The 20,627-nt window shown below is 73.3% G+C and carries 18 protein-coding genes; 7 read left to right on the top strand and 11 right to left on the bottom strand.

Annotated elements, in window-relative coordinates:
- Window positions 1-198 precede the first annotated feature (198 nt).
- The 6 genes from ACR9ZK_RS13700 to ACR9ZK_RS13725 all read right to left on the bottom strand — a co-directional run bounded on the left by ACR9ZK_RS13700 (window position 199) and on the right by ACR9ZK_RS13725 (window position 6,255).
- A complete protein-coding gene (locus tag ACR9ZK_RS13700) occupies window positions 199-1,542 on the bottom strand; it encodes a glutamate mutase L (protein WP_481342496.1) in 1,344 nt (447 codons plus the stop codon).
- 9 nt (window positions 1,543-1,551) lie between these two features.
- Entirely contained in the window at window positions 1,552-2,730 is a 1,179-nt protein-coding gene (locus ACR9ZK_RS13705) for a cystathionine gamma-synthase (RefSeq protein WP_481342497.1), read from the bottom strand.
- A 42-nt stretch (window positions 2,731-2,772) separates the two neighbouring features.
- Window positions 2,773-3,570 carry an amino acid ABC transporter ATP-binding protein gene (locus tag ACR9ZK_RS13710; protein ID WP_481342498.1) on the bottom strand — a complete coding sequence of 266 codons (798 nt, stop codon included), beginning with the start codon at window positions 3,568-3,570 and terminating at the stop codon, window positions 2,773-2,775.
- Window positions 3,567-4,235 carry an amino acid ABC transporter permease gene (locus ACR9ZK_RS13715; RefSeq protein WP_481342499.1) on the bottom strand — a complete coding sequence of 223 codons (669 nt, stop codon included), beginning with the start codon at window positions 4,233-4,235 and terminating at the stop codon, window positions 3,567-3,569. The genes ACR9ZK_RS13710 and ACR9ZK_RS13715 overlap by 4 nt, the downstream gene beginning before the upstream one ends.
- 25 nt (window positions 4,236-4,260) lie before the next feature.
- The gene (locus ACR9ZK_RS13720; RefSeq protein WP_481342500.1) at window positions 4,261-5,070 is read right to left on the bottom strand and encodes an amino acid ABC transporter substrate-binding protein; all 810 of its coding nucleotides are present in this window, start codon (window positions 5,068-5,070) and stop codon (window positions 4,261-4,263) included.
- A gap of 162 nt (window positions 5,071-5,232) precedes the next feature.
- Window positions 5,233-6,255, bottom strand: coding sequence for a GNAT family N-acetyltransferase (locus ACR9ZK_RS13725; RefSeq protein ID WP_481342501.1), 1,023 nt, complete (start codon window positions 6,253-6,255; stop codon window positions 5,233-5,235).
- A 175-nt stretch (window positions 6,256-6,430) separates the two neighbouring features.
- On the opposite strand from ACR9ZK_RS13725, the gene msrA reads away from it, so the two are divergent.
- A complete protein-coding gene (gene msrA / locus ACR9ZK_RS13730; RefSeq protein WP_481342502.1) occupies window positions 6,431-7,138 on the top strand; it encodes a peptide-methionine (S)-S-oxide reductase MsrA in 708 nt (235 codons plus the stop codon).
- 18 nt (window positions 7,139-7,156) lie between these two features.
- Here msrA and ACR9ZK_RS13735 read toward each other — a convergent pair whose 3' ends face one another.
- Complete coding sequence (locus ACR9ZK_RS13735; RefSeq protein WP_481342503.1) at window positions 7,157-8,044, bottom strand: HAD family hydrolase; 888 nt, start codon at window positions 8,042-8,044, stop codon at window positions 7,157-7,159.
- A gap of 81 nt (window positions 8,045-8,125) precedes the next feature.
- On the opposite strand from ACR9ZK_RS13735, the gene ACR9ZK_RS13740 reads away from it, so the two are divergent.
- Both ACR9ZK_RS13740 and ACR9ZK_RS13745 read left to right on the top strand, forming a co-directional pair.
- Window positions 8,126-8,593, top strand: coding sequence for an SRPBCC family protein (locus ACR9ZK_RS13740; RefSeq protein WP_481342504.1), 468 nt, complete (start codon window positions 8,126-8,128; stop codon window positions 8,591-8,593).
- Window positions 8,590-9,063 carry an N-acetyltransferase family protein gene (locus ACR9ZK_RS13745; protein ID WP_481342505.1) on the top strand — a complete coding sequence of 158 codons (474 nt, stop codon included), beginning with the start codon at window positions 8,590-8,592 and terminating at the stop codon, window positions 9,061-9,063. The genes ACR9ZK_RS13740 and ACR9ZK_RS13745 overlap by 4 nt, the downstream gene beginning before the upstream one ends.
- A 69-nt stretch (window positions 9,064-9,132) precedes the next feature.
- Here ACR9ZK_RS13745 and ACR9ZK_RS13750 read toward each other — a convergent pair whose 3' ends face one another.
- From ACR9ZK_RS13750 to ACR9ZK_RS13760, 3 genes are all read right to left on the bottom strand, one after another.
- On the bottom strand, window positions 9,133-11,097 hold the full coding sequence (locus tag ACR9ZK_RS13750; protein WP_481342506.1) for a M13 family metallopeptidase: 1,965 nt from the start codon (window positions 11,095-11,097) through the stop codon (window positions 9,133-9,135).
- A 142-nt stretch (window positions 11,098-11,239) separates the two neighbouring features.
- On the bottom strand, window positions 11,240-11,917 hold the full coding sequence (locus tag ACR9ZK_RS13755) for a hypothetical protein (RefSeq protein WP_481342507.1): 678 nt from the start codon (window positions 11,915-11,917) through the stop codon (window positions 11,240-11,242).
- A complete protein-coding gene (locus ACR9ZK_RS13760; RefSeq protein WP_481342508.1) occupies window positions 11,914-13,275 on the bottom strand; it encodes a PspC domain-containing protein in 1,362 nt (453 codons plus the stop codon). The genes ACR9ZK_RS13755 and ACR9ZK_RS13760 overlap by 4 nt, the downstream gene beginning before the upstream one ends.
- Window positions 13,276-13,400: 125 nt before the next feature.
- Here ACR9ZK_RS13760 and ACR9ZK_RS13765 point away from each other — a divergent pair, with 125 nt between their 5' ends.
- Window positions 13,401-15,065 (top strand): PspC domain-containing protein, encoded by a 1,665-nt coding sequence (locus ACR9ZK_RS13765; RefSeq protein ID WP_481342509.1) that lies wholly within the window; start codon window positions 13,401-13,403, stop codon window positions 15,063-15,065.
- Window positions 15,062-15,775: a LuxR C-terminal-related transcriptional regulator gene (locus ACR9ZK_RS13770; protein WP_481342510.1), complete on the top strand. Its 714-nt coding sequence runs from the start codon at window positions 15,062-15,064 to the stop codon at window positions 15,773-15,775. The genes ACR9ZK_RS13765 and ACR9ZK_RS13770 overlap by 4 nt, the downstream gene beginning before the upstream one ends.
- A 31-nt stretch (window positions 15,776-15,806) precedes the next feature.
- Here ACR9ZK_RS13770 and ACR9ZK_RS13775 read toward each other — a convergent pair whose 3' ends face one another.
- Window positions 15,807-16,640, bottom strand: coding sequence for an alpha/beta fold hydrolase (locus ACR9ZK_RS13775; protein ID WP_481342511.1), 834 nt, complete (start codon window positions 16,638-16,640; stop codon window positions 15,807-15,809).
- A gap of 276 nt (window positions 16,641-16,916) precedes the next feature.
- Here ACR9ZK_RS13775 and ACR9ZK_RS13780 point away from each other — a divergent pair, with 276 nt between their 5' ends.
- Entirely contained in the window at window positions 16,917-18,407 is a 1,491-nt protein-coding gene (locus ACR9ZK_RS13780; RefSeq protein WP_481342512.1) for an MFS transporter, read from the top strand.
- 107 nt (window positions 18,408-18,514) lie between these two features.
- The gene (locus ACR9ZK_RS13785; RefSeq protein ID WP_481342513.1) at window positions 18,515-20,569 is read left to right on the top strand and encodes a molybdopterin oxidoreductase family protein; all 2,055 of its coding nucleotides are present in this window, start codon (window positions 18,515-18,517) and stop codon (window positions 20,567-20,569) included.
- The last annotated feature ends 58 nt before the right edge of the window (window positions 20,570-20,627 follow it).

The following is a 20,627-nucleotide window of genomic DNA, read 5'->3' on the forward strand; positions in this document are numbered from 1 at the left end:
CCCCCCCCCCCCCCCCCCCCCCCCCCCCCCCCCCCCCCCTCTCCAAGCAGAAAACACCACACCAGATGTAGCTCCGTCTCGTGGGCTCGGAGATGTGTATAAGAGACAGCTGGTACTCCAGCCGGGGTTGGCAGCTGCTCGGTGTGTTGCGGGGTCAGGCTGTCGGGCGGTCAGGCTCGGGGGCAGGCTGTCTCGCGGTCAGGCCTGGGCGGCGACGGCGCGGGCGAGGTCGGGGGCGTCGGCGGCGAGCAGTCCCGCGGCGAAGAGCAGGTACCGCTCGTCGACGTGGGCGCGGGCCTCGCGCGGCACCTTCCACCCACCGGCGTGGTCCCTGAGCACGGCACCGAGGAGGTGCTCGCGCCCCGACGCGTCGGCGTGCCTCAGCACCCCGCCGGAACCGACGAGGGTCGTGACGTTCGCGAGCGGCCGGGGCGACTCGGTCGGCTGGGCCGCACGTGCATGGCGCCGGACCGCGACGAGGGCGGCCAGGCGGGCCAGCTCCAGGTCGAGCGCGCGCTCCTCGGCATCGGTCGGCAGCAGCCCGGGCTGTCTGTGGACGCGCGCGCCCCACAACCGCAGGTCGGCCGCGGAGGGACGGCCGGCACCGTCGAGCACGTGCTCCTCCTCGGCGGCCCGGACGACGTGCAGCGCGTTCCATCGCAGCCCGAGGTCGCCCTCGACCGTCCGGGCGTGCCACAGCGGTGCCACGACGTCCTTGCGCAGGGACGCGTCCTCCCCCTCCGGGGTCAGGCACGAGTAGACGTCGGTCGTCGCGCCCCCGACGTCCACGACGAGCACATCGCCACCGCCGAGCCCGGCGAGCGCCTCGACGCCACGCAGCACGGCGTCGGGCGTCGGGGCCTGCACCATCGCCGCGAACGCGGGGTCGCGCGAGAGGCCCTTGCCGCCGATGACGTGCTGCAGGAACGCCTGCCGGATCGCGGCCCGCGCGGACTCCGGGGCGATGACGCCGATCCGCGGCAGCACGTTGTCGGCCGCCACCGCCGGCCGGTCGGTGGCGGCGAGCCTGGCCATGGCGTCCTCGCGGGCCTCGACGTTGCCGGCGACGACGACGGGCGTGGCATGTGCCCCGTGGCCCCCGATGGCGAGGCGGGCGAGCCGGTCCGCGTTGTGCAGCAGCACGTCGGCGTTGCCGCCGTCGGTGCCGCCGACGAGCAGGACGATGTCGGGCCGGGACGCGCGCAGGGCGGCGGCCGCATCGGTCGTCAGGGCGCCGGCGGCGACGTGGACGACCTTGGCACCGGCCGACAACCCGACCCGCCGGCCGGCCTGCGCGGTGACCGTGGCCTCGTAGCCGACGACGGCGAGCCGCAGGCCTCCCCCGGCGCTCGAGCAGGCGCGGACCGACGCGTCGTCGGGCACGTCGAGCATCGAACGCAGGGCTCGGTAGCCGTCGAGCACGTCGCCGCGGCCGAGGGTCCCCGTCGTCGGCGTCGCACCGGTGGCGACGACCTCGCCGTCGTCGCCAAGCAGCGCGCCCTTGGTGAAGGTCGACCCGAAGTCGACCGCGAGAACGGTCACGCCCGCCGGTCAGCCGTGGATGTCGAGCGCCTCGCGGAGGTCGGCAATGAGGTCGTCGACGTCCTCGATGCCGACCGAGAGGCGGATGAGGTCGTCCGGGACCTCGAGCTCGGTGCCGGCGACGCTCGCGTGGGTCATCCGGCCCGGGTGCTCGATGAGCGACTCCACGCCCCCGAGGGACTCCCCCAGGGTCCACAGGCGCACGGCCGCACACACCTTGACCGCGGCGTCCTCGCCCCGGCGCATCCGGAAGCTGACCATGCCGCCGAAGCGCTTCATCTGCCGGGCCGCGACCTCGTGGTTGGCGTGGCCGGCCAGACCCGGGTAGAGCACCTGGTAGACGCCGTCATGGCCCTGGAGGAACTCGACGACCCTCTCGGCGTTGTCGCAGTGGCGCTCCATGCGGACCGCGAGGGTCTTGAGCCCGCGCAGCGTCAGCCACGAGTCGAAGGGACCGGCGACGCCGCCGATGCTGTTCTGGTGGAAGGCGATCCGGTCCTCGGCGTCGGTCATGCCGGGCACCGTGATGTCGGCGCGGGTGATGACGGCGCCCCCGACCACGTCGCTGTGGCCGCCGGAGTACTTCGTCGTCGAGTGCGTGACGATGTCGGCGCCGAGCGCGATGGGGCTCTGCAGGTAGGCGGTCGCGAAGGTGTTGTCGACGACGAGGAGGGCACCGGCCTCGTGGGCGACCCCGGCCACGGCCTCGATGTCGGCGATGCCGAGCAGCGGGTTGGTCGGGCTCTCGACCCACACCATCTTCGTGCGCCCGGGACGGACGGCGGAGCGCACCGCATCGAGATCGCTCATGTCGGCGATCGAGTGCTCGATGCCCTGCGGGCCGGCGACCTTGTTGAAGTAGCGGTACGTGCCGCCGTACGCGTCGTTCGGCACGACGACGTGGTCGCCCGGCACGAGGAGGGCCCGGACGACGGTGTCCTGGCCGGCGAGCCCGGACGCGAACGCGAACCCGCGGCTGCCCCCCTCGAGGGCGGCGATGCACTCCTCGAGGGCCGTGCGCGTCGGGTTGGCCGAGCGGCTGTACTCGTACCCGCCCCGGAAGCCGCCGATGCCGTCCTGCTTGTACGTCGACACCTGGTAGATCGGGGTGATGACCGCCCCGGTGGAGGCATCGGCCTCCTGGCCGGCGTGGATGGCGCGGGTCGAGAAGCCGTGCTCGTCAGACATGGTGCCGAGCCTATGCCACGCCCTCTGCCACTCCCCGGGGCCTCAGTCGATCGGGTCGAGGATGCGGTGCAGGAACTGACGGGCGCGGTCGGTCGACGGACGCGTCAGCACCTCTGCCGGAGTTCCACGCTCGACGACGACGCCGCCGTCCATGAAGAGCACCTGGTCGGCGACCTGCTGCGCGAACCGGATCTCGTGGGTCACGACGACCATCGTCCACCCTTGTGCCGCAAGGTCCTTCATGACGGACAGCACCTCGCCGACGAGCTCCGGGTCGAGGGCCGACGTGGGCTCGTCGAAGAGCATCAGTTGGGGGCGGATGGCGAGCGCGCGAGCGATGCCGACCCGCTGCTGCTGGCCGCCCGAGAGCTGGTACGGGTAGGCGTCGGCCTTCTCGGCGAGCCCGACGAGACCGAGCAGCTCGCGTGCCTCCGCCTCGGCCCCGGCCCGGTCCCGCCGTTGGACGAGCACCGGCCCGGAGGTGACGTTCTGCAGGACGGTCAGGTGCGGGAACAGGTTGTGGGCCTGGAAGACCATGCCGCTGCGGGCCCGCAGCCCTGCCACCCGACGCTTGGCGAGCGGGCGCCGGGCGAAGTCGACCTCGACGTCTCCGATGCGCACGAGCCCCGCGTCGGCGACGTCGAGCGCGTTGAGCGAGCGCAGCAGCGTCGTCTTGCCTGAGCCGGAGGGGCCGATGACGACGGTGACGGTGCCGGCGGGCACCTCGAAGTCGACCGACCGCAGCACCTCGTGGTCGCCGAACGCCTTGGCGAGGCCCCTCACGGACACGAGCGGACGCGTCGGGTCGGGAGCGGTGGGGCTGGTGGGCTGTCGGGTCATGCGGCCACGTACCTGTTCTGTCGTTCCTCGAGGCGCGCCTGCCCGAACGACAGGGCCAGGCAGACCACCCAGTAGTAGACGGCCGCGACGCCGTACAGCGCGAAGAACTGGTACGTCGGGGCCGCGGCCTCCTGGGCGACCCGCAGCAGCTCGGTCACCTGGATGGTCGAGGCGAGCGACGTGTCCTTGACGAGGGAGATGAGCGTGTTGGACAGCGGGGGGATGGCGGTCCGGGCCGCCTGCGGCAGCACGATGCGGCGCAGCGCGGTCGCGTACCCCATCCCGACCGTCGACGCGGCCTCCCACTGGCCCTTGGGGATCGAGAGGATCGCCGAGCGGATGATCTCCGCCGCGTACCCGCCGACGTTGAGGGTGAAGGCGAGCACTGCCGCAGGGAACGGGTCGAAACGGACGCCGAGGGCCGGCAGGCCGTAGTAGATGATGAACAGCTGCAGCAGCAGCGGCGTACCCCGGATGAGGGAGACGAAGACCCGCGCCGCGCCGGACACGACCGGCACCCTGGACAGGCGCATGAGCGCCACGGCGAGCGCCACGACGAGCCCGAGGCCGAAGCTGACGACCGTCAGCGGAACCGTCGAGGTGACGGTCGCCCGCAGCAGCGGTCCGAGCGAGTCGAGGATGAGGTGGACGGTCTGGTCGTTCACGGCGCGGACCTCACCGGGCCCCGGGTCAGGAGGCCGAGGTGGCCGGCTTGACCGACACGTCCGTGCCGAAGTACTTCTCGGAGAGCTTCTTCAGGGTGCCGTCGGCCTCGAGGTCGGCCAGGGCCTTGTCGATGGCCGCGACGAGGTCGGAGTCCTTGCGGGCGGCGATGACCTGCTCGGACACGTCACCGGTCTTGGCGGCGATCTTGACGCCGTGGTCGCCGGTCGACTTCTGGTAGTCCAGGACCGCGAGGCTGTCGTTGACCGTGGCGTCGACGCGCGACTGCTTGAGCAGCGTGATCGCCTGGGTGAAGCCCTCGACCGACTCCACCTGGGCACCGGCGTCCTTGGCGACCTGTGCCCAGTTGCTCGTCAGGCTCTGGGCCGACTTCTTGCCCTTGAGGCCGGCGAGAGAGGTGATGGAGGAGTCGTCGGCGCGGGTGGCGATGACACCCTCGGACCACGTGTACGTCGAGGACAGGCCGTAGAGTCCGGCGCGCTCCTTGTTCCTCGTCACCTGGTTGACGACGACGTCGAACCGCTTGGCGGCCAGGCCGGCGAAGATGGCGTCCCACGGCGTCTCGACGTACTCGACCTTGACGCCGAGCTTGTCCGCGACGGCCTTGGCGACCTCGACGTCGTAGCCGGTCAGGGCATTCGTCTTCGGGTCGTGGAAGGAGAACGGGGAGTAGGTGCCCTCGGTCCCGACGCGGAGAACCTTGGCGTCCTTGACGGACTGCAGGTCGCTGCCACTGGCCGAGGTGGAGCTGCATGCGGCGAGAACCGCGGCGAGGAGCGTGACGATCAGGACGGTGAGGGCGGACCTCGTGCGCATGGGTGGGGACTTCCTCGGGTCTCGGGGTGCGACTGGGACGACGGCGAACGTTATAACGCCGCGTTTGGATCGACATAATCGGTGGTGTCGGTCATCCGACAGGCGACAACCCGTTCCGGGGGCCGGACATTCCCGCTCCCGCGCCGGCCCACCGCAGCCGGGTCAGCGGGGAACACCGGTCTGCTTCTGCCACTCCCGGCTGTAGCCGTCGACGCGGTACCGGAGGCGCCGGTTGACGGCGAGCATGTGGTCGTTGGAGGCGGCGTTCCACGTGCGGACCGCGGTGACCGCCGGCAGCTCGTCCATGAGGAGCACGGCGTTGGCCGCCTTGAGCCGCAGGCCGAGCGCGTGCCCGCGGTGCTCCCGCAGCACGAGCGTGTCCTGCTGGTAGGCGAGGTCGGGCTCGTGCCTCGACACCGAGACCGTCGTGAACCCGACCAGCCGGCCGGAGGGGACGTGGCGCGCGGCCGTCTCTACGACGCGGCGGCCCGACGCGCGGGTGCGGGCGTTGCTCGCCCGCAGCCGCTCGGCGTCCCAGTCCTCCTCCTCGACGTCGAGGTCGTCGGCGGGGGCGTCGGTGCTCATCCGCTGCTGCAGGACCGCCCGGTCCTCGAGCCAGGAGTCCGGCATGTCGTCGACGTACGACTCGAGGGTGTAGTCCTCGGCGCCGGGCTCGGCCAGGACCGCCATGAGCGCATCGCGGTCGGCCGGCAGCGCCTGCTCGCTGCGCAGCACCGTCTGGGCGACGACATAACCGCGCGCCGTTGCGAAGGCCTCCGCGCGGTCGGTGTCGCCCTCGGCCCACTCGGTCTCGACGAGGAGGGTCGTGCGGTCGTGGTCCGCCGCGATGCGTTCGGCCTCGGCGAGGAGTGCCGAGCCGACCCCGCGGCCCCGGGCAGCCGGCAGCACCGAGAGCCAGAGCATTGCACCGTGCAGGTTGTCGCGCAGTGGCAGGTGCACCTCCACGGCGCCCACGAGCTCACCGTCCCGCCAGGCCGCCCTGGCGACGCGCTTCTTGTCCGAGCCCCGGACGAATCCCTGGACCTCCTCGAGGCTCCACGCGCTGCCGCGGTCGCCGAACAGGTCGCGCTGGACCGCGGCGTGCACGGCGACCCAGTCACGTGCGGCCGCCTCCTCGGCGGGGTCGAGCACGTCGATCGGTCTGATGGCGAGGTCCTCGGTCACGAGCCCGAGTCTGGCCGGGCGCGTCGGGGCCGGGCCACCGATTTGTCCGCGCCCGGCGGCTTTGTGCCTGGGACGGCCCCTCGTCCGGCGTCAGCGCGGCCGCCTGCCGGCATACCGGGGCCTCGGCCGGCGTTGCACGAGTGTATGCCCCCCACACGAAGGATGTGACGCTCGAATGGTGTTCGGACTCGGCAGGAAGACCCAGATGCCCGCGCGCGAGGAGGCCCTCACCGGTCGTGACACGCGCCCGTTCCAGGTGAACCCGACGCACGTCGTCCTCGGCACGCCGCTCGAGGGACCCTGGCCCGAGGGGTCGGAGGTGCTTTACGTCGCGATGGGCTGCTTCTGGGGCGTCGAGCGCATCTTCTGGCGCCAGAACGGCGTCGTCAGCACCGCCGTCGGCTACATGGGCGGCTACACGCCGAACCCGACGTACGAGGAGACGTGCACGGGCCTCACCGGCCACGCCGAGACGGTCCGCGTCGTCTACGACCCCGAGAAGACCTCGCCCGAGCTGCTGCTCAAGGCCTTCTGGGAGAACCACGACCCGACGACCGCCAACCGGCAGGGCAACGACATCGGCACCGCCTACCGGTCGGCCATCTACTGGACGACCGAGGGACAGCGGCTGGCGGCGGAGGCCACGCGGGAGGCGTTCCAGAAGGTCCTCGACGACAACGGCTACGGCCGGATCACGACCGAGATCCGCTCCGCCGAGGACGCCGGCCCCTTCTACCTCGCCGAGGACTACCACCAGGGCTACCTGCACAAGAACCCCGGCGGCTACTGCAACCACGGCCCCAACGGGATGACGTGCCCGGTCGGCATCGTGCGCCAGGACCAGCTGCCCGCACAGCAGGACGTCGCCCCGCCGACCGCCTGAGCCGAGCCGCCCGGCTCTTCACAGCGCGAACACCGACCGCAGCGTCGCGAGGACGCCGCCGTCGGTGTTCGCGGGCGCGCGGTGGCGGGCCCTCGCGAGGACGCCGGGGTGGGCGTTGGCCATCGCGTACGAGTGCTCGGCCGCATCGAGCATCTCGACGTCGTTGAGGTAGTCACCGAAGGCCATCGTCTGCGCCGGCGTCACTCCCAGGGCGCCCTGCAGGTCGCGGACCGCCAGTCCCTTGTCGACGCCGGAGCCCATGACGTCGACCCAGTGACGACCCGAGACGACGACCGGCTGGGGGTCGCAGAAGTCGGTGAGCGCGGGGGCGGTGAACGCCGTCGGGTCGCCGAAGTCGTGGACCGCGAGCTTGAAGACGCCGTCGCGGACGGCCGTGAGGTCGGCCGTCGTGGCGAGCCGGACGTAGTAGCGCTCCGCCTCGCGGAGGAACACGTCGTCGGTGCGCTCGACCCACGCCGACTCCTTGCCGCAGAGCACGACGCCGAGGTCGGCGCCCCGAGCGGACAGGTCGCGGCAGAACCGCAGCACCGAGGGCACCCACTCAGGGTCGAGGGTGTGCGCCGCCACCTCGACGCCGTCGCGGGTGACGTAGGCGCCGTTCTCGGCGATGACGTCGAGCCCGTCGAGGACCTCGTCGAACAGGCGCGCGATCGTCGCGTGCTGGCGCCCGCTCGCGGGCGCGAAGGCGACGCCGCGCTCGCGCAGCGCCCGGATGACCTCGGTGGTGCCCTCGGGAAGGCGGCCGTCGCCGTCGAGGAGGGTGCCGTCGAGGTCGGCGACGACGAGCCGCACGTCCGCCGGACCGGACCCGTCGGTGGCGCCCGGACCACGCGCCGCGGAGGGCGCCGCGGGCGCGACGGGGCTGGGGGCGGGCGAGGCGGACATCCCGCCCAGCCTAGGTCCCGGGCGGGGACCGGCCGCTCCCGTCCCGCAGCGCGGACAACGCCCGGATGGCAGGATCACGCCATGCCCAAGGAGTTCCACATCAGCCGCTCCATCGTCGTCGCCGCTCCCCCCGCGCGCGTCCACGCCCTCGTCAACGACCTGCACGAGTGGCAGAAGTGGTCCCCGTGGGAGGGCCTCGACCCGCACCTCGAGCGCACCTACGCCGGGCCCCAGTCGGGCGTCGGCGCGACCTACGCCTGGCGCGGCAACAGCAAGGCGGGTCAGGGCCGGATGGAGATCGTCGAGTCCTCGCCGCACCACGTCGGCGTCGACCTCGTCTTCTCGGCACCGATGCGGGCGACGAACCGCGTGGACCTCAGCCTGACCCCGTCCGGCGACACGACCGCCGTCGAGTGGGCGATGACGGGACCGCAGAACGCCGTCATGCGGCTCATGAGCCGCTTCTGGTCGATGGAGAAGCTCGTCGGACCCGACTTCGAGAAGGGCCTGGCCCGGCTGAAGGCCGCCGCGGAGGCCCCCGCCCGGTGAGCGCACGACCGCCCGAGGGAGCAGGACCGGTCATCCGGCCGGCGCGGCGTGACGACGTCCCGGCGATCGTCGCCATGCTCGCCGACGACGTCCTCGGCGCCTCCCGCGAGAGCCCGGAGGACCTCGCGCCGTACGAGGCGGCCTTCGAGCGGGTCACCGCCGACCCGGGCCAGCACCTCGTCGTAGCCGAGCGCGACGGACGGGTCGTGGGCACCCTCCAGCTCACTGTGCAGCCGGGCCTGTCCCGCCGCGGCGCCACCCGCACCATCGTCGAGGGCGTGCGCGTCGCGTCGTCCGAGCGTGGGTCCGGCCTCGGCACACAGCTGGTCGAGTGGGCGCTCGAGGAGTCCCGCCGGCTCGGCTGCTCGCTCGTCCAGCTCACCTCGGACGCGACACGCCTCGACGCCCACCGCTTCTACGAGCGGTTCGGCTTCGAGAAGTCGCACGTCGGGTTCAAGAAGCTGCTCTGAGCCGTCCGGCCGGACGCGTGGCGCGCGGGTCGCGGCCGGGCTCGTGACGCGCGGTGGTCCTCCAGCCGCTCAGAAGATCCGGACCCGCTCCTCGGGCGGACGCCACATCGCGTCCTCGGGCTTCACCGCGAACGCCTCGTGGAACTCGTCGACGTTGCGCACCGCGTTGCCCCGCACGTCCTGCGGTGAGTGCGGGTCGATCGCGAGCAGGCGGATCGCCTCGGCCTCGCGCGCCTTGCCGCGCCAGACCTGCGCCCAGCCCATGAAGAACCGCTGCGGGCCGGTGAAGCCCTCGACCTCGGGCATCCCCGACTTCTCGGTCGCGATCCGGTAGGCCGCGTAGCCGATCTGCAGGCCGCCGAGATCGCCGATGTTCTCCCCCACGGTGAGGGCGCCGTTGACCTTGTGCTCGTCCCCGAGGCCGGCCGGCGTGTACGTGCTGAACTGTTCGATGAGCCGCTGGGAGAGGGCGTCGAACCGCTCGCGGTCCGCCTCGGTCCACCAGTCGCGCAGGGCCCCGGTGCCGTCGTAGCGCGAGCCCTGGTCGTCGAAGCCGTGCCCGATCTCGTGGCCGATGACGGCCCCGATGCCGCCGTAGTTGACGGCGTCGTCGGCCTCCAGGTCGAAGAACGGCGGCTGGAGGATGGCGGCCGGGAACACGATCTCGTTCATCGAGGGCATGTAGTACGCGTTGACGGTCTGCGGCAGCATGAACCACTCGCCGCGGTCGACCGGGTTGCCGATCTTTGCGAGGTTACGGTCGACCTCGAATTCCGTTGCCCGAGAGACGTTCCCGATCAGGTCGCCGGAGTCGATGGCGATGGAGGAGTAGTCGCGCCACGAGTCGGGGTAGCCGATCTTCGGGGTGAAGGCCTCGAGCTTGGCCACGGCCTCGGCCCGGGTCTCCGGGCCCATCCACTCGAGCGAAACGAAGGACCGGCGGAACGCCTCGACGAGGTTGCCGACGAGCTGCTGCATGCGCTCCTTGGCCTCCGGCGGGAACCAGCGCTCGGCGTACAGCTGCCCGACGGCCTCGCCGATGTTGTCCTCGACGACGGACACGCCGCGCTTCCACCGCTCCCGGTTCTCCGGCTGGCCGGAGAGCGTCCGGCCGAAGAAGTCGAAGTCCTCCTCGACGAAGGCCTCCGGGAGCAGTGGGGCCAGCTGGGTGAGGACGTGCCACGTCAGCCACGCCTGCCAGTCGGTGGCGTCGGTGTCGCCGAGGACGGCGTCGAGGCCCTCGAGGAAGCTCGGCTGACGCACGACCACCTTGGCGAAGGAGCCCTCGGGCGCGCTCAGCCCCTCCAGCCAGGCATCCCACGCATACTGTGGCGCAAGGGCTTTCAGCTCCTGCAGCGTACGCGCGTTGTAGGTCTTGAGGGCGTCGCGGCTCGCGACGTTGTCCCAGTGCGCGGCCGCCAGCCGCGTCTCGAGCGCCATGATCCGCGTCGCCTTGCCCTCGGCGTCGGGGATGCCGGCCAGACGCAGGAGGCGCCCGACGTGCGCCACGTACGCTGCCCGGATCTCGGCGTACTTCTCCTCGCGGTAGAACGACTCGTCGGGAAGCCCCAGCCCGCCCTGCTGCAGGTAGACGACGTACTCCTCGGGCGAGCGCTGGTCGGGCGCCACCCAGTAGCCGATGACGCCGTCGACGCCGATCCGGACGAGCCGTCCGAGTGCCGCCGCGAGCGACTCCGGGCCGTCGACCGTGGCCACCTCCGACAGCGCAGCCTCGAGCGGGGCGAGGCCCAGCTCCTCCACGCGCGCCGTGTCCATGAAGCTGGCGAAGAGGTCGCCCACCTGGCGCCTGGGCGTGCCGGGCGCGCTCGACGTGTCGGCCGCCGCCTCCTCGATGAGGGCGTGCACGCGCGCGGTGGACTGCTCGCGCAGCACGTCGAACGTGCCGAACCGCGCCTTGTCGCCGGGGATGTCCGTCGTGTCGAGCCACGTGCCGTTGACGAACCGGAAGAGGTCGTCCTGGGGACGCGTGGCGCGGTCGAGCGCGCCGAGGTCGATGCCGGACTTCACTGCCACGTCGTGCCTCCAGAAGCTGCTGCGGTCGGTGCCGCGTCGGGTCTGCGGTCGGGCGCGGCCCTCGCCGGGACGAGGAGCCGCACCCGTGGGCAGCCTAACCACGCACCACCGCCGTGGTGGGCCGGACGGGCGGTCGCGGCGACTAGCGGCGAAGGCGACCCGCGACGACGCCGGCGAGCCCGACGAGCAGGAGCATGCCGCCGAAGGCACCGATGAGCGGCGGCCCGACGAGGCGCAGGCTGAGGTCGGCGTCGGTGAGGTTGGCGACGAGGACGTAGCCGGCGACGATGATCGCGAGCAGGCCGAACATGACGGTGCCGGGCCGCGGGCCGCGGCGGACCGTGACGCCGGGGCCCAGGGGCCCTTCGTAGCCCTGGTCGACCGGCTCGCTCGCCGGTGCCCAGGCCGGCGGGGGCAGCTGGGAGAGGTCCGGCCCGTCGCCGCGGACGGCGTCGTCGGGCACCGGTGCGCTCGGCTCGACCCGGAACGGCGACCCGGAGGCCGCCGCCAGTTCGGCCGGACCGCCCGAGCGGCTCGCCTGCGGCAGGGGTGTCGTGTCGGCCTGCGGCAGGGCGGTAGTGCCGGCCTGCGGCAGGGCGGTCGTGTCGTCCGCCGCCCGCTGCGGCACGGGGCTCGTGGCGTCGGGCCAGCCGAGCCGGCTCGACAGCGTCGGATCCGGGCGGTCGGTGCTCGGGTCGTCGGGGTGCTGCGTGGTCATCGTCGTCTCCAGGTCGTCACGGGTCGCGGGGTGGTCGGGTGCGGGGGTCCTGCCGGACGGGTCGTCCGGGTCGGGCTCGCGGCGGTTCTGCTGGTCGGTCATGACCCGGTCCTCACCCGGATCTCGCCGAGACCGACCTCGGTGTCGACGACGACCTGCGGGGCTCCCGCCGGCCCGTACGTCACCGTCTCGTCGACGCTGACGCCGTTGCGGCTGCGCATCGCCATCGACGGTCCCCGGTCGTTGCGGGAGTCGTTGGTGTTGATCGCGACGTCGCCCTCGTTGGAGTCGACCGCGGTGAGCGCGCCGGCTCGCGCCTTGGCGTGGATCTGGACCGCGACACCGGGTGGCACGACGAGGTCGATCTGGCCCATGCCCACGGTCGCCGAGACCGGCACCGGGTTCGTCCGGCCCTCGAGGCGTGCCGGCGTCAGGCCCGTGAGGTCGACGCGCATCTCGCCCATCCCCAGCTGGAAGTCGTGGTCGCCGGTCACCGACACCACGTGCGACTCCTCACCGACCTGCCACGGCTGCGTCAGGCCCTTCGGGGCCGCCGTCGTGAACAGCGCAGCGAGGACGCCGAGGATGGTGAAGAACGCGAGGGCTCCCGCACGGCGTCCGCCCAGCCCGGCCGCGACGATGCCCAGTCCCAGGACCCCGACGCCGGTCGCGATGCCGACGGCGAGCGAGTTGCCCATCCAGCTCGAGCTGCGGGCCAGCTCGGCGACGAGCGCTCCGGCGACCACCGCAGCACCGAGCACGAGCAGCCCCGGCGCGAAACCGATGGTGCGCGTCCGCTGGCGCGGGGCGCGGACCACGGGTGCCGGGCGCAGCGGGGCCGGGACCGGCGCGCCGGCCATGGCGGCACCGGCGTTGGCTGCGGCGTTGCCCGTGGAGGGGCCCGACGTGGGCGCGGCGGTCGCCGAGGTCACCGAGGTCGCGGGCGGGGCACCCGCATCCCCTGTCATCCCGGGGCTCGAGGCGGCCGAACCCGGTCCGGTCCACGGCCAGCCGACGAGCCGGCGGCCCTGGTCCGTGCGGGTGAAGAACCACCAGGCCGCAACGACGAGCAGGACGAAACCGCCGACGCGGACACCGTGCATGTCGCCGCCCCACCACGGGCCGCCGCCGAGCAGCGAGAGCACCGTGACGACGAGCAGGAAGATCGAACCGCCCTCGCCGTGCTTGAGCGCGCGCTCGACGTGGATCTCGCCGCGCTCGTCCGGCATGACGAGCCACAGTGCGAGGTACACGGCGACGCCCATGCCGAAGAAGATCGACAGGAGGATGAAGCCGGCGCGCACGACCAGCGGGTCGACGCCCAGCCAGCGGGCCAGGCCCGTCGACACCCCGGCGAACCAGCGGCCGCCGGCGACCCGCGTGATGCCGGGCCGGCGCAACGCCTCGTAGAACCCGTCCAGGCCGTGCCCCTGCGTCGGGGCGCTCTTGCTCTTCGTCATGGCACCAGAGTCCCGGCCCGCCCGTCGCGCAGCCATGAGGGTCGACCCTGAACCGACCCTGACGCGACCCCCAAAGGGCGCCACGGTGGTCGCCCGTACCCCCGCGGGTGGGTCAGGATGGGACGGTGCAGACGGCAGACGAGAGGGGGGCACCGGTGACGACCGCCGACGACCCCGCAGACGTGCAGGCGGCCGCGTCTCCGGCGTCCGCCGTCGAGGGCGCCACGTCGACGCCGGCCGTCCCCGCGCCCGCCGCCGCGCCGGTAGCCGTGCCGGTCGCCGTGGCGGTGCCGTCGTGGCGCACCCGTCCCCGGCCACCGCTCGAGCGTCGCCGGCAGGGGCGCGTCGTCGCCGGAGTGGCGGCGGGGCTCGCGGCGCACCTCGGCATCCCGGTGGTGCCCGTGCGGATCGCGCTCGTCGTGACGAGCATCCCCTTCGGCGCCGGCCTGGCGGTCTACGTCTTCCTCTGGGCGACGATGCGCCAGGGGCGCGACGACCTGCCGCCCGTCGCGGTCACCGGCCCGGCCACCGGCCTCGTGCCACCCGCGTCGGCGCCCGCCCCCGCTGCACCGGGCTCCCCCGCAGCACCTGTCGCCGGTCCCACGCCCGCGCCGACGCCACCACCCCCTACCGAGGTCCCCGGCGGCGGGCAGGCCGGCGGTGCGCCTGCCGCGGCGACCGTGGGGTCGACGGCACCGGCGGGCAGCCCGAGCGCGTTCCCGCTCGACCTCGCCTCCCTGCGCACCTGGCTGCGCAGCGGCAACCAGGCCGTGGTCATCGCGGTCCTCGGCGTCGCGGCGCTCGCCGTCGCCGGCGCGCTGTGGCTCGGCAGCGCCGGGTTCGACGTGCACGCCGAGGTCGTCCTGCCCGTGGTCGCCATCGGCATCGGTGCGATCTTCTTCTGGTCCCAGCTCGACGAGACCGACGTCCTGGGCGCGCGGCGACCGGTCCGCTGGATCTGGCTCGTCATCGGCCTGACCCTGACGGTCCTCGGTCTCGTCGCCCTCCTCGCCCGGGGCACCAACCTCGCGGAGCTGTGGCAGGTGGCCGGCGCCGTGCTCGCTGCCCTCGTCGGCGTCGCCGTGCTGTCGGCCCCGTGGGTGCTGCGCCTCTGGAGCAACCTGCGCCTCGAGCAGGCCGCGCGCATCCGGGCGACCGAGCGCGCCGACATCGCCGCCCACCTGCACGACTCCGTGCTCCAGACGCTCGCCCTCATCCAGCGGCAGGCCGGGGACTCCGCCACGGTGGCCCGCCTCGCCCGGGCGCAGGAGCGCCAGCTGCGCAGCTATCTCTACGACGAGGACGCGCGCGCCGGCAGCCTCGGCGCCGCGCTGACCGCTGCCCTCGGCGAGGTCGAGGACCTCCACGGCGTCCCCGTCGAGCTCGTCGTCACCGGCGACCGGCCGATGGACGAGCACCTCGAGGCCCTCGTCAAGGCTGTGCGCGAGGCCGCCTGGAACGCCGTGCGGCACGCCGAGCCCCCGGTCAGCGCCTACGTCGAGGTCGGGCCCGCCGCCGTCGAGGCGTTCGTCCGCGACCACGGCGTCGGGTTCGAGCTCGACGACGTGCCGGACGACCGGGCCGGGGTCCGGGAGTCGATCATCGGGCGCATGGAGCGCCACGGCGGGTCGGCCCGCATCCGGCGCCGGGCCGACGGCACGGAGATCGAGCTGCGCCTGCCGGTCACGACTCCCGCCACGACGCCCGCCACGACGCCCGCCCCGGCGTCGGCACCGCCCGCGACCCCCGATCCCGAGCCCAGCCCGAAGACCCAGGAGCAGCACCCATGACGGACCCGACCGACGCGACCGGTGGGCGCACGATCCGCATCGTCATCGTCGACGACCACCACATGTTCCGCACCGGCGTGCGGTCCGAGCTGACGACGCTCGCCGCTCGCGCGCCCTTCCGGCTCGAGATCCTCGGAGAGGCCGGAGCCGTCGAGTCGGCGACCGACGTCATCACCCGCGAGAAGCCCGACGTCGTCCTGCTCGACGTCCACCTGCCCGGCGGCGACGGGCACGGCGGCGCCGACGTCATCCGGGCGTGCGCGGGGGTGCAGGCGGCCCCTGACGTGCCGGTGCGGTTCCTCGCCCTGTCGGTCTCCGACGCCGCCGAGGACGTCATCGCCGTCATCCGTGCCGGCGCCCGGGGCTACGTCACGAAGACGATCAGCGCCGAGGAGCTGCTCACGGCGATCGGGCGGGTGGCCGAGGGTGATGCCGTGTTCAGCCCGCGCCTGGCCGGCTTCGTCCTCGACGCCTTCGGCGCGGCCGCCGGGGAGGTGGCCGAGATCGACGAGGAGCTCGACCGGCTCTCGGCCCGCGAGCGCGAGGTCATGCGGCTCATCGCCCGCGGCTACCAGTACAAGGAGGTCGCGAAGGAGCTGTTCATCTCCGTCAAGACCGTCGAGACGCACGTGTCGTCGGTGCTGCGCAAGCTTCAGCTGTCCTCGCGCCACGAGCTGACCGCCTGGGCCATGGGCCGCCGACTCCTCTGACCGGGCCGACACCCCGCCGTGGTCCTCGGGGTCAGGCCGGGGCGTGGAGGAACCGGCGCAGCGCGGCGATGACGACATCGGGCGCGTCGGTGTGCACCCAGTGCCCCGCGCCCTTGATCGTGAACAGGCGCGTGCGCGGGAACAGCCGCCGCATGTGGGCGCCGTCCTCGCGCCGGACGTAGCGCGACTCGCCGCCCGCGATCCACAGCACCGGCCCCTCGAAGGCCGGCAGCGCGTCGACGTCCTCGGGCCAGCCGGCGATGCGCGACCCGCGCCCGAGGTCGGCGTCGGCCGCGACGAGGTCGAGGTTGACCTGCCAGCGCCACGCGTCCCCGTGCCGGCGCAGGTTCTGCAGGAGGAAGGCCTTGACGCCGGCGTCCGGCTCGTCGAACCGGGCCTCGGCGTCCGCCCGGTTCGCGAGCCTGTCGAGGGGCAGGCCCTGCATCTCTCGGATGTAGCCGGCGAAGCGCTCGAGCGAGCCGTAGTCCCTGGGTGCGATGTCGACGACGACGAGCCGCCCGACGAGCTCGGGGTGGCGCAGCGCGAGCACCATCGCGGTCTTGCCGCCGAGGGAGTGACCGACGACGGTCCACGTCTCCCCCGGCGCGACGGAGCGCAGTGTCGCGGCGACGGCGTCGGCGTACCCCTCGAGCGAGAACGCCTCCGACCACGGTGAGCGACCGTGGTCGGGCAGGTCGACGAGGAGGCAACGGGCGTCGGTGCCCTCGGGGCCGGTGACGGCCTTGGCGATCTGGTTCCAGTTGCGGCCCTGACCGAACAGGCCGTGCAGGAAGGCGATCCGCGGCCCGGCGGTGCCGACCGACAGCGTGTTGAGCGGCGCGTGCGCCGAGGCCGTCGAGCTCATGCGCCGAGCCTACGCGCGGGCGAGCGGCGCGCCGGGCCCGCCTCCGACCGCGTCGCATGGACCTCTCGCCCGCCTCACGCGGGGCTGAGGCGGCCGTGAGCCCACCGACGGGACCGGGCCCGCTCGACCTCACCGCGTCACGGCGGCGGCGTGAGAAAGGCGTTACGGCCGCGTCACACGCGTCCGGAGCGCGTGCAACACGCGGTTCCTAGCGTGGCGAGCACGCACCGCAGCGCACCCCCGTCACCTCGTCCGAACCTCCAAGGAGGACGCCCCGTGAGCATCGACAACGCCCCCACCTCGGTGGGGCAGCCGGCTCCCACCCCCGTACCGACCTCAGCGCCCGCGCAGACCGCGCCGGACGCGTCCGGGCTGAGCCGCCTGCGTGCGCTCACCACGCCCAAGCGACGCCTCATCACCGGCTGGGACCCGGAGGACACCGTCGCGTGGGAGGCCGGCAACAAGGCCGTCGCGCGGCGCAACCTCGTGTGGTCGGTCCTCACCGAGCACATCGGCTTCTCGGTCTGGTCGATCTGGTCGGTCATGGTCCTGTTCATGCCGCAGGCCGTCTACGGCTTCACCGCGGCCGACAAGTTCTTCCTCGTCGCCGTCCCGACGCTCGTCGGCGCGGTCCTGCGGGTGCCCTACACGATGGCGACCGCCCTGTTCGGCGGCCGCAACTGGGCCGTCTTCAGCGGCATCGCGCTGCTCGTCCCTGCCGGGCTCACGTGGTGGCTCATGGCCAACCCCGGGCACTCGCTGACGACCTTCCTCGTCGTCGCGGGCCTCGCCGGTCTCGGCGGCGGCAACTTCGCGTCGTCGATGACGAACATCAACGCCTTCTACCCGCAGCGGATGAAGGGCTGGGCCCTCGGGCTCAACGCCGGCGGCGGCAACATCGGCGTCCCCGCGGTGCAGCTCGTGGGCCTGCTCGTCATCGCCACCCTGGGCAACCGGCGGCCGGAGGTCGTCTGCGCCGTCTACCTCGTGCTGCTCGTGGCCGCGAGCACCGGCGCCGCACTGTTCATGGACAACCTCGACCACCAGACCGCCAACGGGCGTGCGATGCGCGACCTGGCCCGGCACGCCGACTCGTGGCTCATCTCCTTGCTGTACATCGGCACCTTCGGCTCGTTCATCGGGTTCGGCTTCGCCTTCGGCCAGGTGCTCAACGCGACCTTCCTGGCCGGCCTCACCGGCGGCGCAGCCCCGACGCCGGCCCAGACCGCGGCCGCGAGCCTGCACGCCGCGCAGATCGCCTTCGTCGGCCCGCTGCTCGGCTCCCTGAGCCGGGTGTGGGGCGGGCGCCTCGCCGACCGACGCGGCGGGGGCCCGGTGACCTTCGTGACGTTCGTGCTCATGGCCGTGGCGGGTCTGGCGGTGACGCTGGCCGCGCGGGCCGACGACGTGACGCCGGGGGCCGCGACGGCCGTCCAGCTGGCCGGGATCATCGGCGGGTTCATCGCCCTGTTCGTCCTGTCGGGCGTCGGCAACGGCTCGGTGTACAAGATGATCCCGTCGATCTTCGAGCGCAAGTCGCTGGCCCTCGTCGGCAACGCCGTCGAGCGGGCAGCGTGGTCGCGCTCGATGTCGGGCGCGCTCATCGGCGTCGCCGGCGCCATCGGTGCGCTCGGTGGCGTGCTCATCAACCTCGGCCTGCGAGCCTCCTACGTCGGGCCGGCACACTCGGCCACCGCCGCGTTCGTCGTCTTCACCGTCTTCTACGTCGTGGCAGCCGTCGTGACGAAGGTGCGCTACCGCCGATGACGAGCCTCGCGACCCCCACCTCGCGCGTCGGCCACGGAGCCACCGGCCGGGACGCCACAGAGCGCCGGACCGAGACGCACTGCGCCTACTGCGGGCTCCAGTGCGCCATGACCCTCTCGGGGTCATCGGCCGCCGACGTGGCCGTGACGCCGCGGCGCTTCCCGACGAACCGGGGAGGCCTGTGCCAGAAGGGCTGGACGAGCGCCGAGCTGCTGCGGACGCCTGCGCGGCTGACCGCTCCGCTCGTGCGTCGCGGTGGGGAGCTCGTCGAGACGACGTGGGACGACGCGCTCGACGTCGTCGCCCGCGGCATCGCCGCCACCCAGGCGGCGCACGGCCGTGACGCCGTCGCCCTCTTCGGCGGTGGCGGGCTGACGAACGAGAAGGCCTACCAGCTGGGGCGGTTCGCCCGGGTGGGCCTGGGCACGTCGCAGGTCGACTACAACGGCCGGTGGTGCATGAGCTCGGCCGCGGCCGCGGGCATCCGGTGCTTCGGGCTGGACCGCGGGCTGCCCTTCCCGGTCACCGACATCGGGTCGGCCCACGCCGTCCTGCTGCTCGGCGCCAACCCGGCGGAGACGATGCCGCCCTTCCTGACCCACCTGGTACGGGCGGCCGACCACGGCGGCCTCATGGTCGCCGACCCGCGCCTGACGCCGACGGCCGCCAAGGCGCTCGACGGCGGCGGTCTGCACCTGCAGCTGCGCCCGGGGACCGACGCCGCGCTGGCCCTCGGGATGATCCACCTCGCGGTCACCGAGGGCTACGCGGAACGCGACTACATCGCCTCCCGCACCACGGGCTTCGACGACCTGTGGACGGTGGCGTCCCAGTGGCTGCCCGAACGGACCGAGCGCGTCACCGGCGTCGCGGCGGCGTCGATGCGGGCGGTCGTGCGCACGCTGGCGCGGGCCCGGGACACCGAGCGCGGCGCGTACGTGCTGAGCGCCCGCGGTGGGGAGCAGCACGCGACCGGTACCGACACCGTCACCGCGTTCATCGCCCTCGCCCTCGTCCTCGGGCTGCCGGGCAACCCCGGCACGGGCTTCGGCACGATCACCGGCCAAGGCAACGGCCAGGGTGGGCGTGAGCACGGCCAGAAGGCCGACCAGCTGCCGGGCTACCGCAAGATCGACGACCCCGCCGCGCGAGCCCACGTCGCCGCCGTCTGGGGCGTCGACCCCGACTCGCTTCCGGGGCCGGGCCGCAGCGCCTTCGAGCTGCTCGACGCGCTCGGCTCCACCGACGGCCCGCGCACGCTCCTCGTCCACGGCTCCAACCCCGTCGTGTCGGCCCCGGACGCGGCGCGCGTCACGGAGCGGTTGCGCGGCCTCGACCTGCTCGTCGTGTGCGACTTCGTCCTGTCCGAGACCGCCGCCCTCGCCGACGTCGTCCTGCCGGTGCTCCAGTGGGCGGAGGAGGAGGGCACCCTGACCAACCTCGAGGGACGGATCCTTCGGCGGCGCAAGGCGATCGACCCACCCGAGGGCTGCCGCAGCGAGCTGTGGGTGTGGTCCGAGCTGGCCCGGCGCCTCGGCGCACCGGTGCCGTTCTCGACCGACCCGCGCGAGGTCTTCGAGGAGCTGCGGCGCGCCTCCGCCGGTGGCGTCGCCGACTACTCCGCGGTGACGTGGGAGCGGCTCGACGCCGGCGAGTCCCTCCACTGGCCGTGCCCGACCGAGCGTCCCGAGGGGACACCCCGCCTCTTCCTCGACCGGTTCGCCACCCCGGACGGACGCGCCCGCCTCGTCGCCGTCGCCGCCGGGAGCCCCAGCGAGGCGGACGACGCGGACTACCCGCTCGTCGCGACGACCGGGCGGCTCCTGCAGCACTACCAGTCCGGCGCGCAGACCCGGCTCGTTCCGGAGCTCGCCGCCGCGGCTGGGGACATGTTCGTCCAGGTGCACCCGGACACCGCTGCGACACACGGACTTTCGGACGGTGATGTCGCCGACGTGGTGAGCCGACGTGGTCGGACCCGGGCGACGGTGCGGGTCGACGAGGACATGCGTCCCGACGTCGTCTTCCTGCCGTTCCACTGGGGCGGCACCACGAACGGCGGCGACGCCCGCGCCAACGTCCTGACCAACCCCGCCCTCGACCCCACGAGCCGCATGCCCGAGTTCAAGGCGTGCGCCGTCCGACTGGAGGCCGCCTCGTGACCCCCGTCCCCGAGCTGTCTCTTATACACATCTCCGAGCCCACGAGACGGAGCTACAT

Source organism: Monashia sp. HAY1-5C, from assembly GCF_056755255.1.

Coding starts and splice junctions, on each gene's coding strand:
- ACR9ZK_RS13705 (WP_481342497.1), bottom strand. CDS start 2,730: ATGTCTGACGAGCACGGCTTCTCGACCCGCGCCATCCACGCCGGCCAG.
- ACR9ZK_RS13710 (WP_481342498.1), bottom strand. CDS start 3,570: ATGACCCGACAGCCCACCAGCCCCACCGCTCCCGACCCGACGCGTCCG.
- ACR9ZK_RS13720 (WP_481342500.1), bottom strand. CDS start 5,070: ATGCGCACGAGGTCCGCCCTCACCGTCCTGATCGTCACGCTCCTCGCC.
- msrA (WP_481342502.1), top strand. CDS start 6,431: ATGGTGTTCGGACTCGGCAGGAAGACCCAGATGCCCGCGCGCGAGGAG.
- ACR9ZK_RS13735 (WP_481342503.1), bottom strand. CDS start 8,044: ATGTCCGCCTCGCCCGCCCCCAGCCCCGTCGCGCCCGCGGCGCCCTCC.
- ACR9ZK_RS13740 (WP_481342504.1), top strand. CDS start 8,126: ATGCCCAAGGAGTTCCACATCAGCCGCTCCATCGTCGTCGCCGCTCCC.
- ACR9ZK_RS13755 (WP_481342507.1), bottom strand. CDS start 11,917: ATGACCGACCAGCAGAACCGCCGCGAGCCCGACCCGGACGACCCGTCC.
- ACR9ZK_RS13760 (WP_481342508.1), bottom strand. CDS start 13,275: ATGACGAAGAGCAAGAGCGCCCCGACGCAGGGGCACGGCCTGGACGGG.
- ACR9ZK_RS13770 (WP_481342510.1), top strand. CDS start 15,062: ATGACGGACCCGACCGACGCGACCGGTGGGCGCACGATCCGCATCGTC.
- ACR9ZK_RS13775 (WP_481342511.1), bottom strand. CDS start 16,640: ATGAGCTCGACGGCCTCGGCGCACGCGCCGCTCAACACGCTGTCGGTC.
- ACR9ZK_RS13785 (WP_481342513.1), top strand. CDS start 18,515: ATGACCCTCTCGGGGTCATCGGCCGCCGACGTGGCCGTGACGCCGCGG.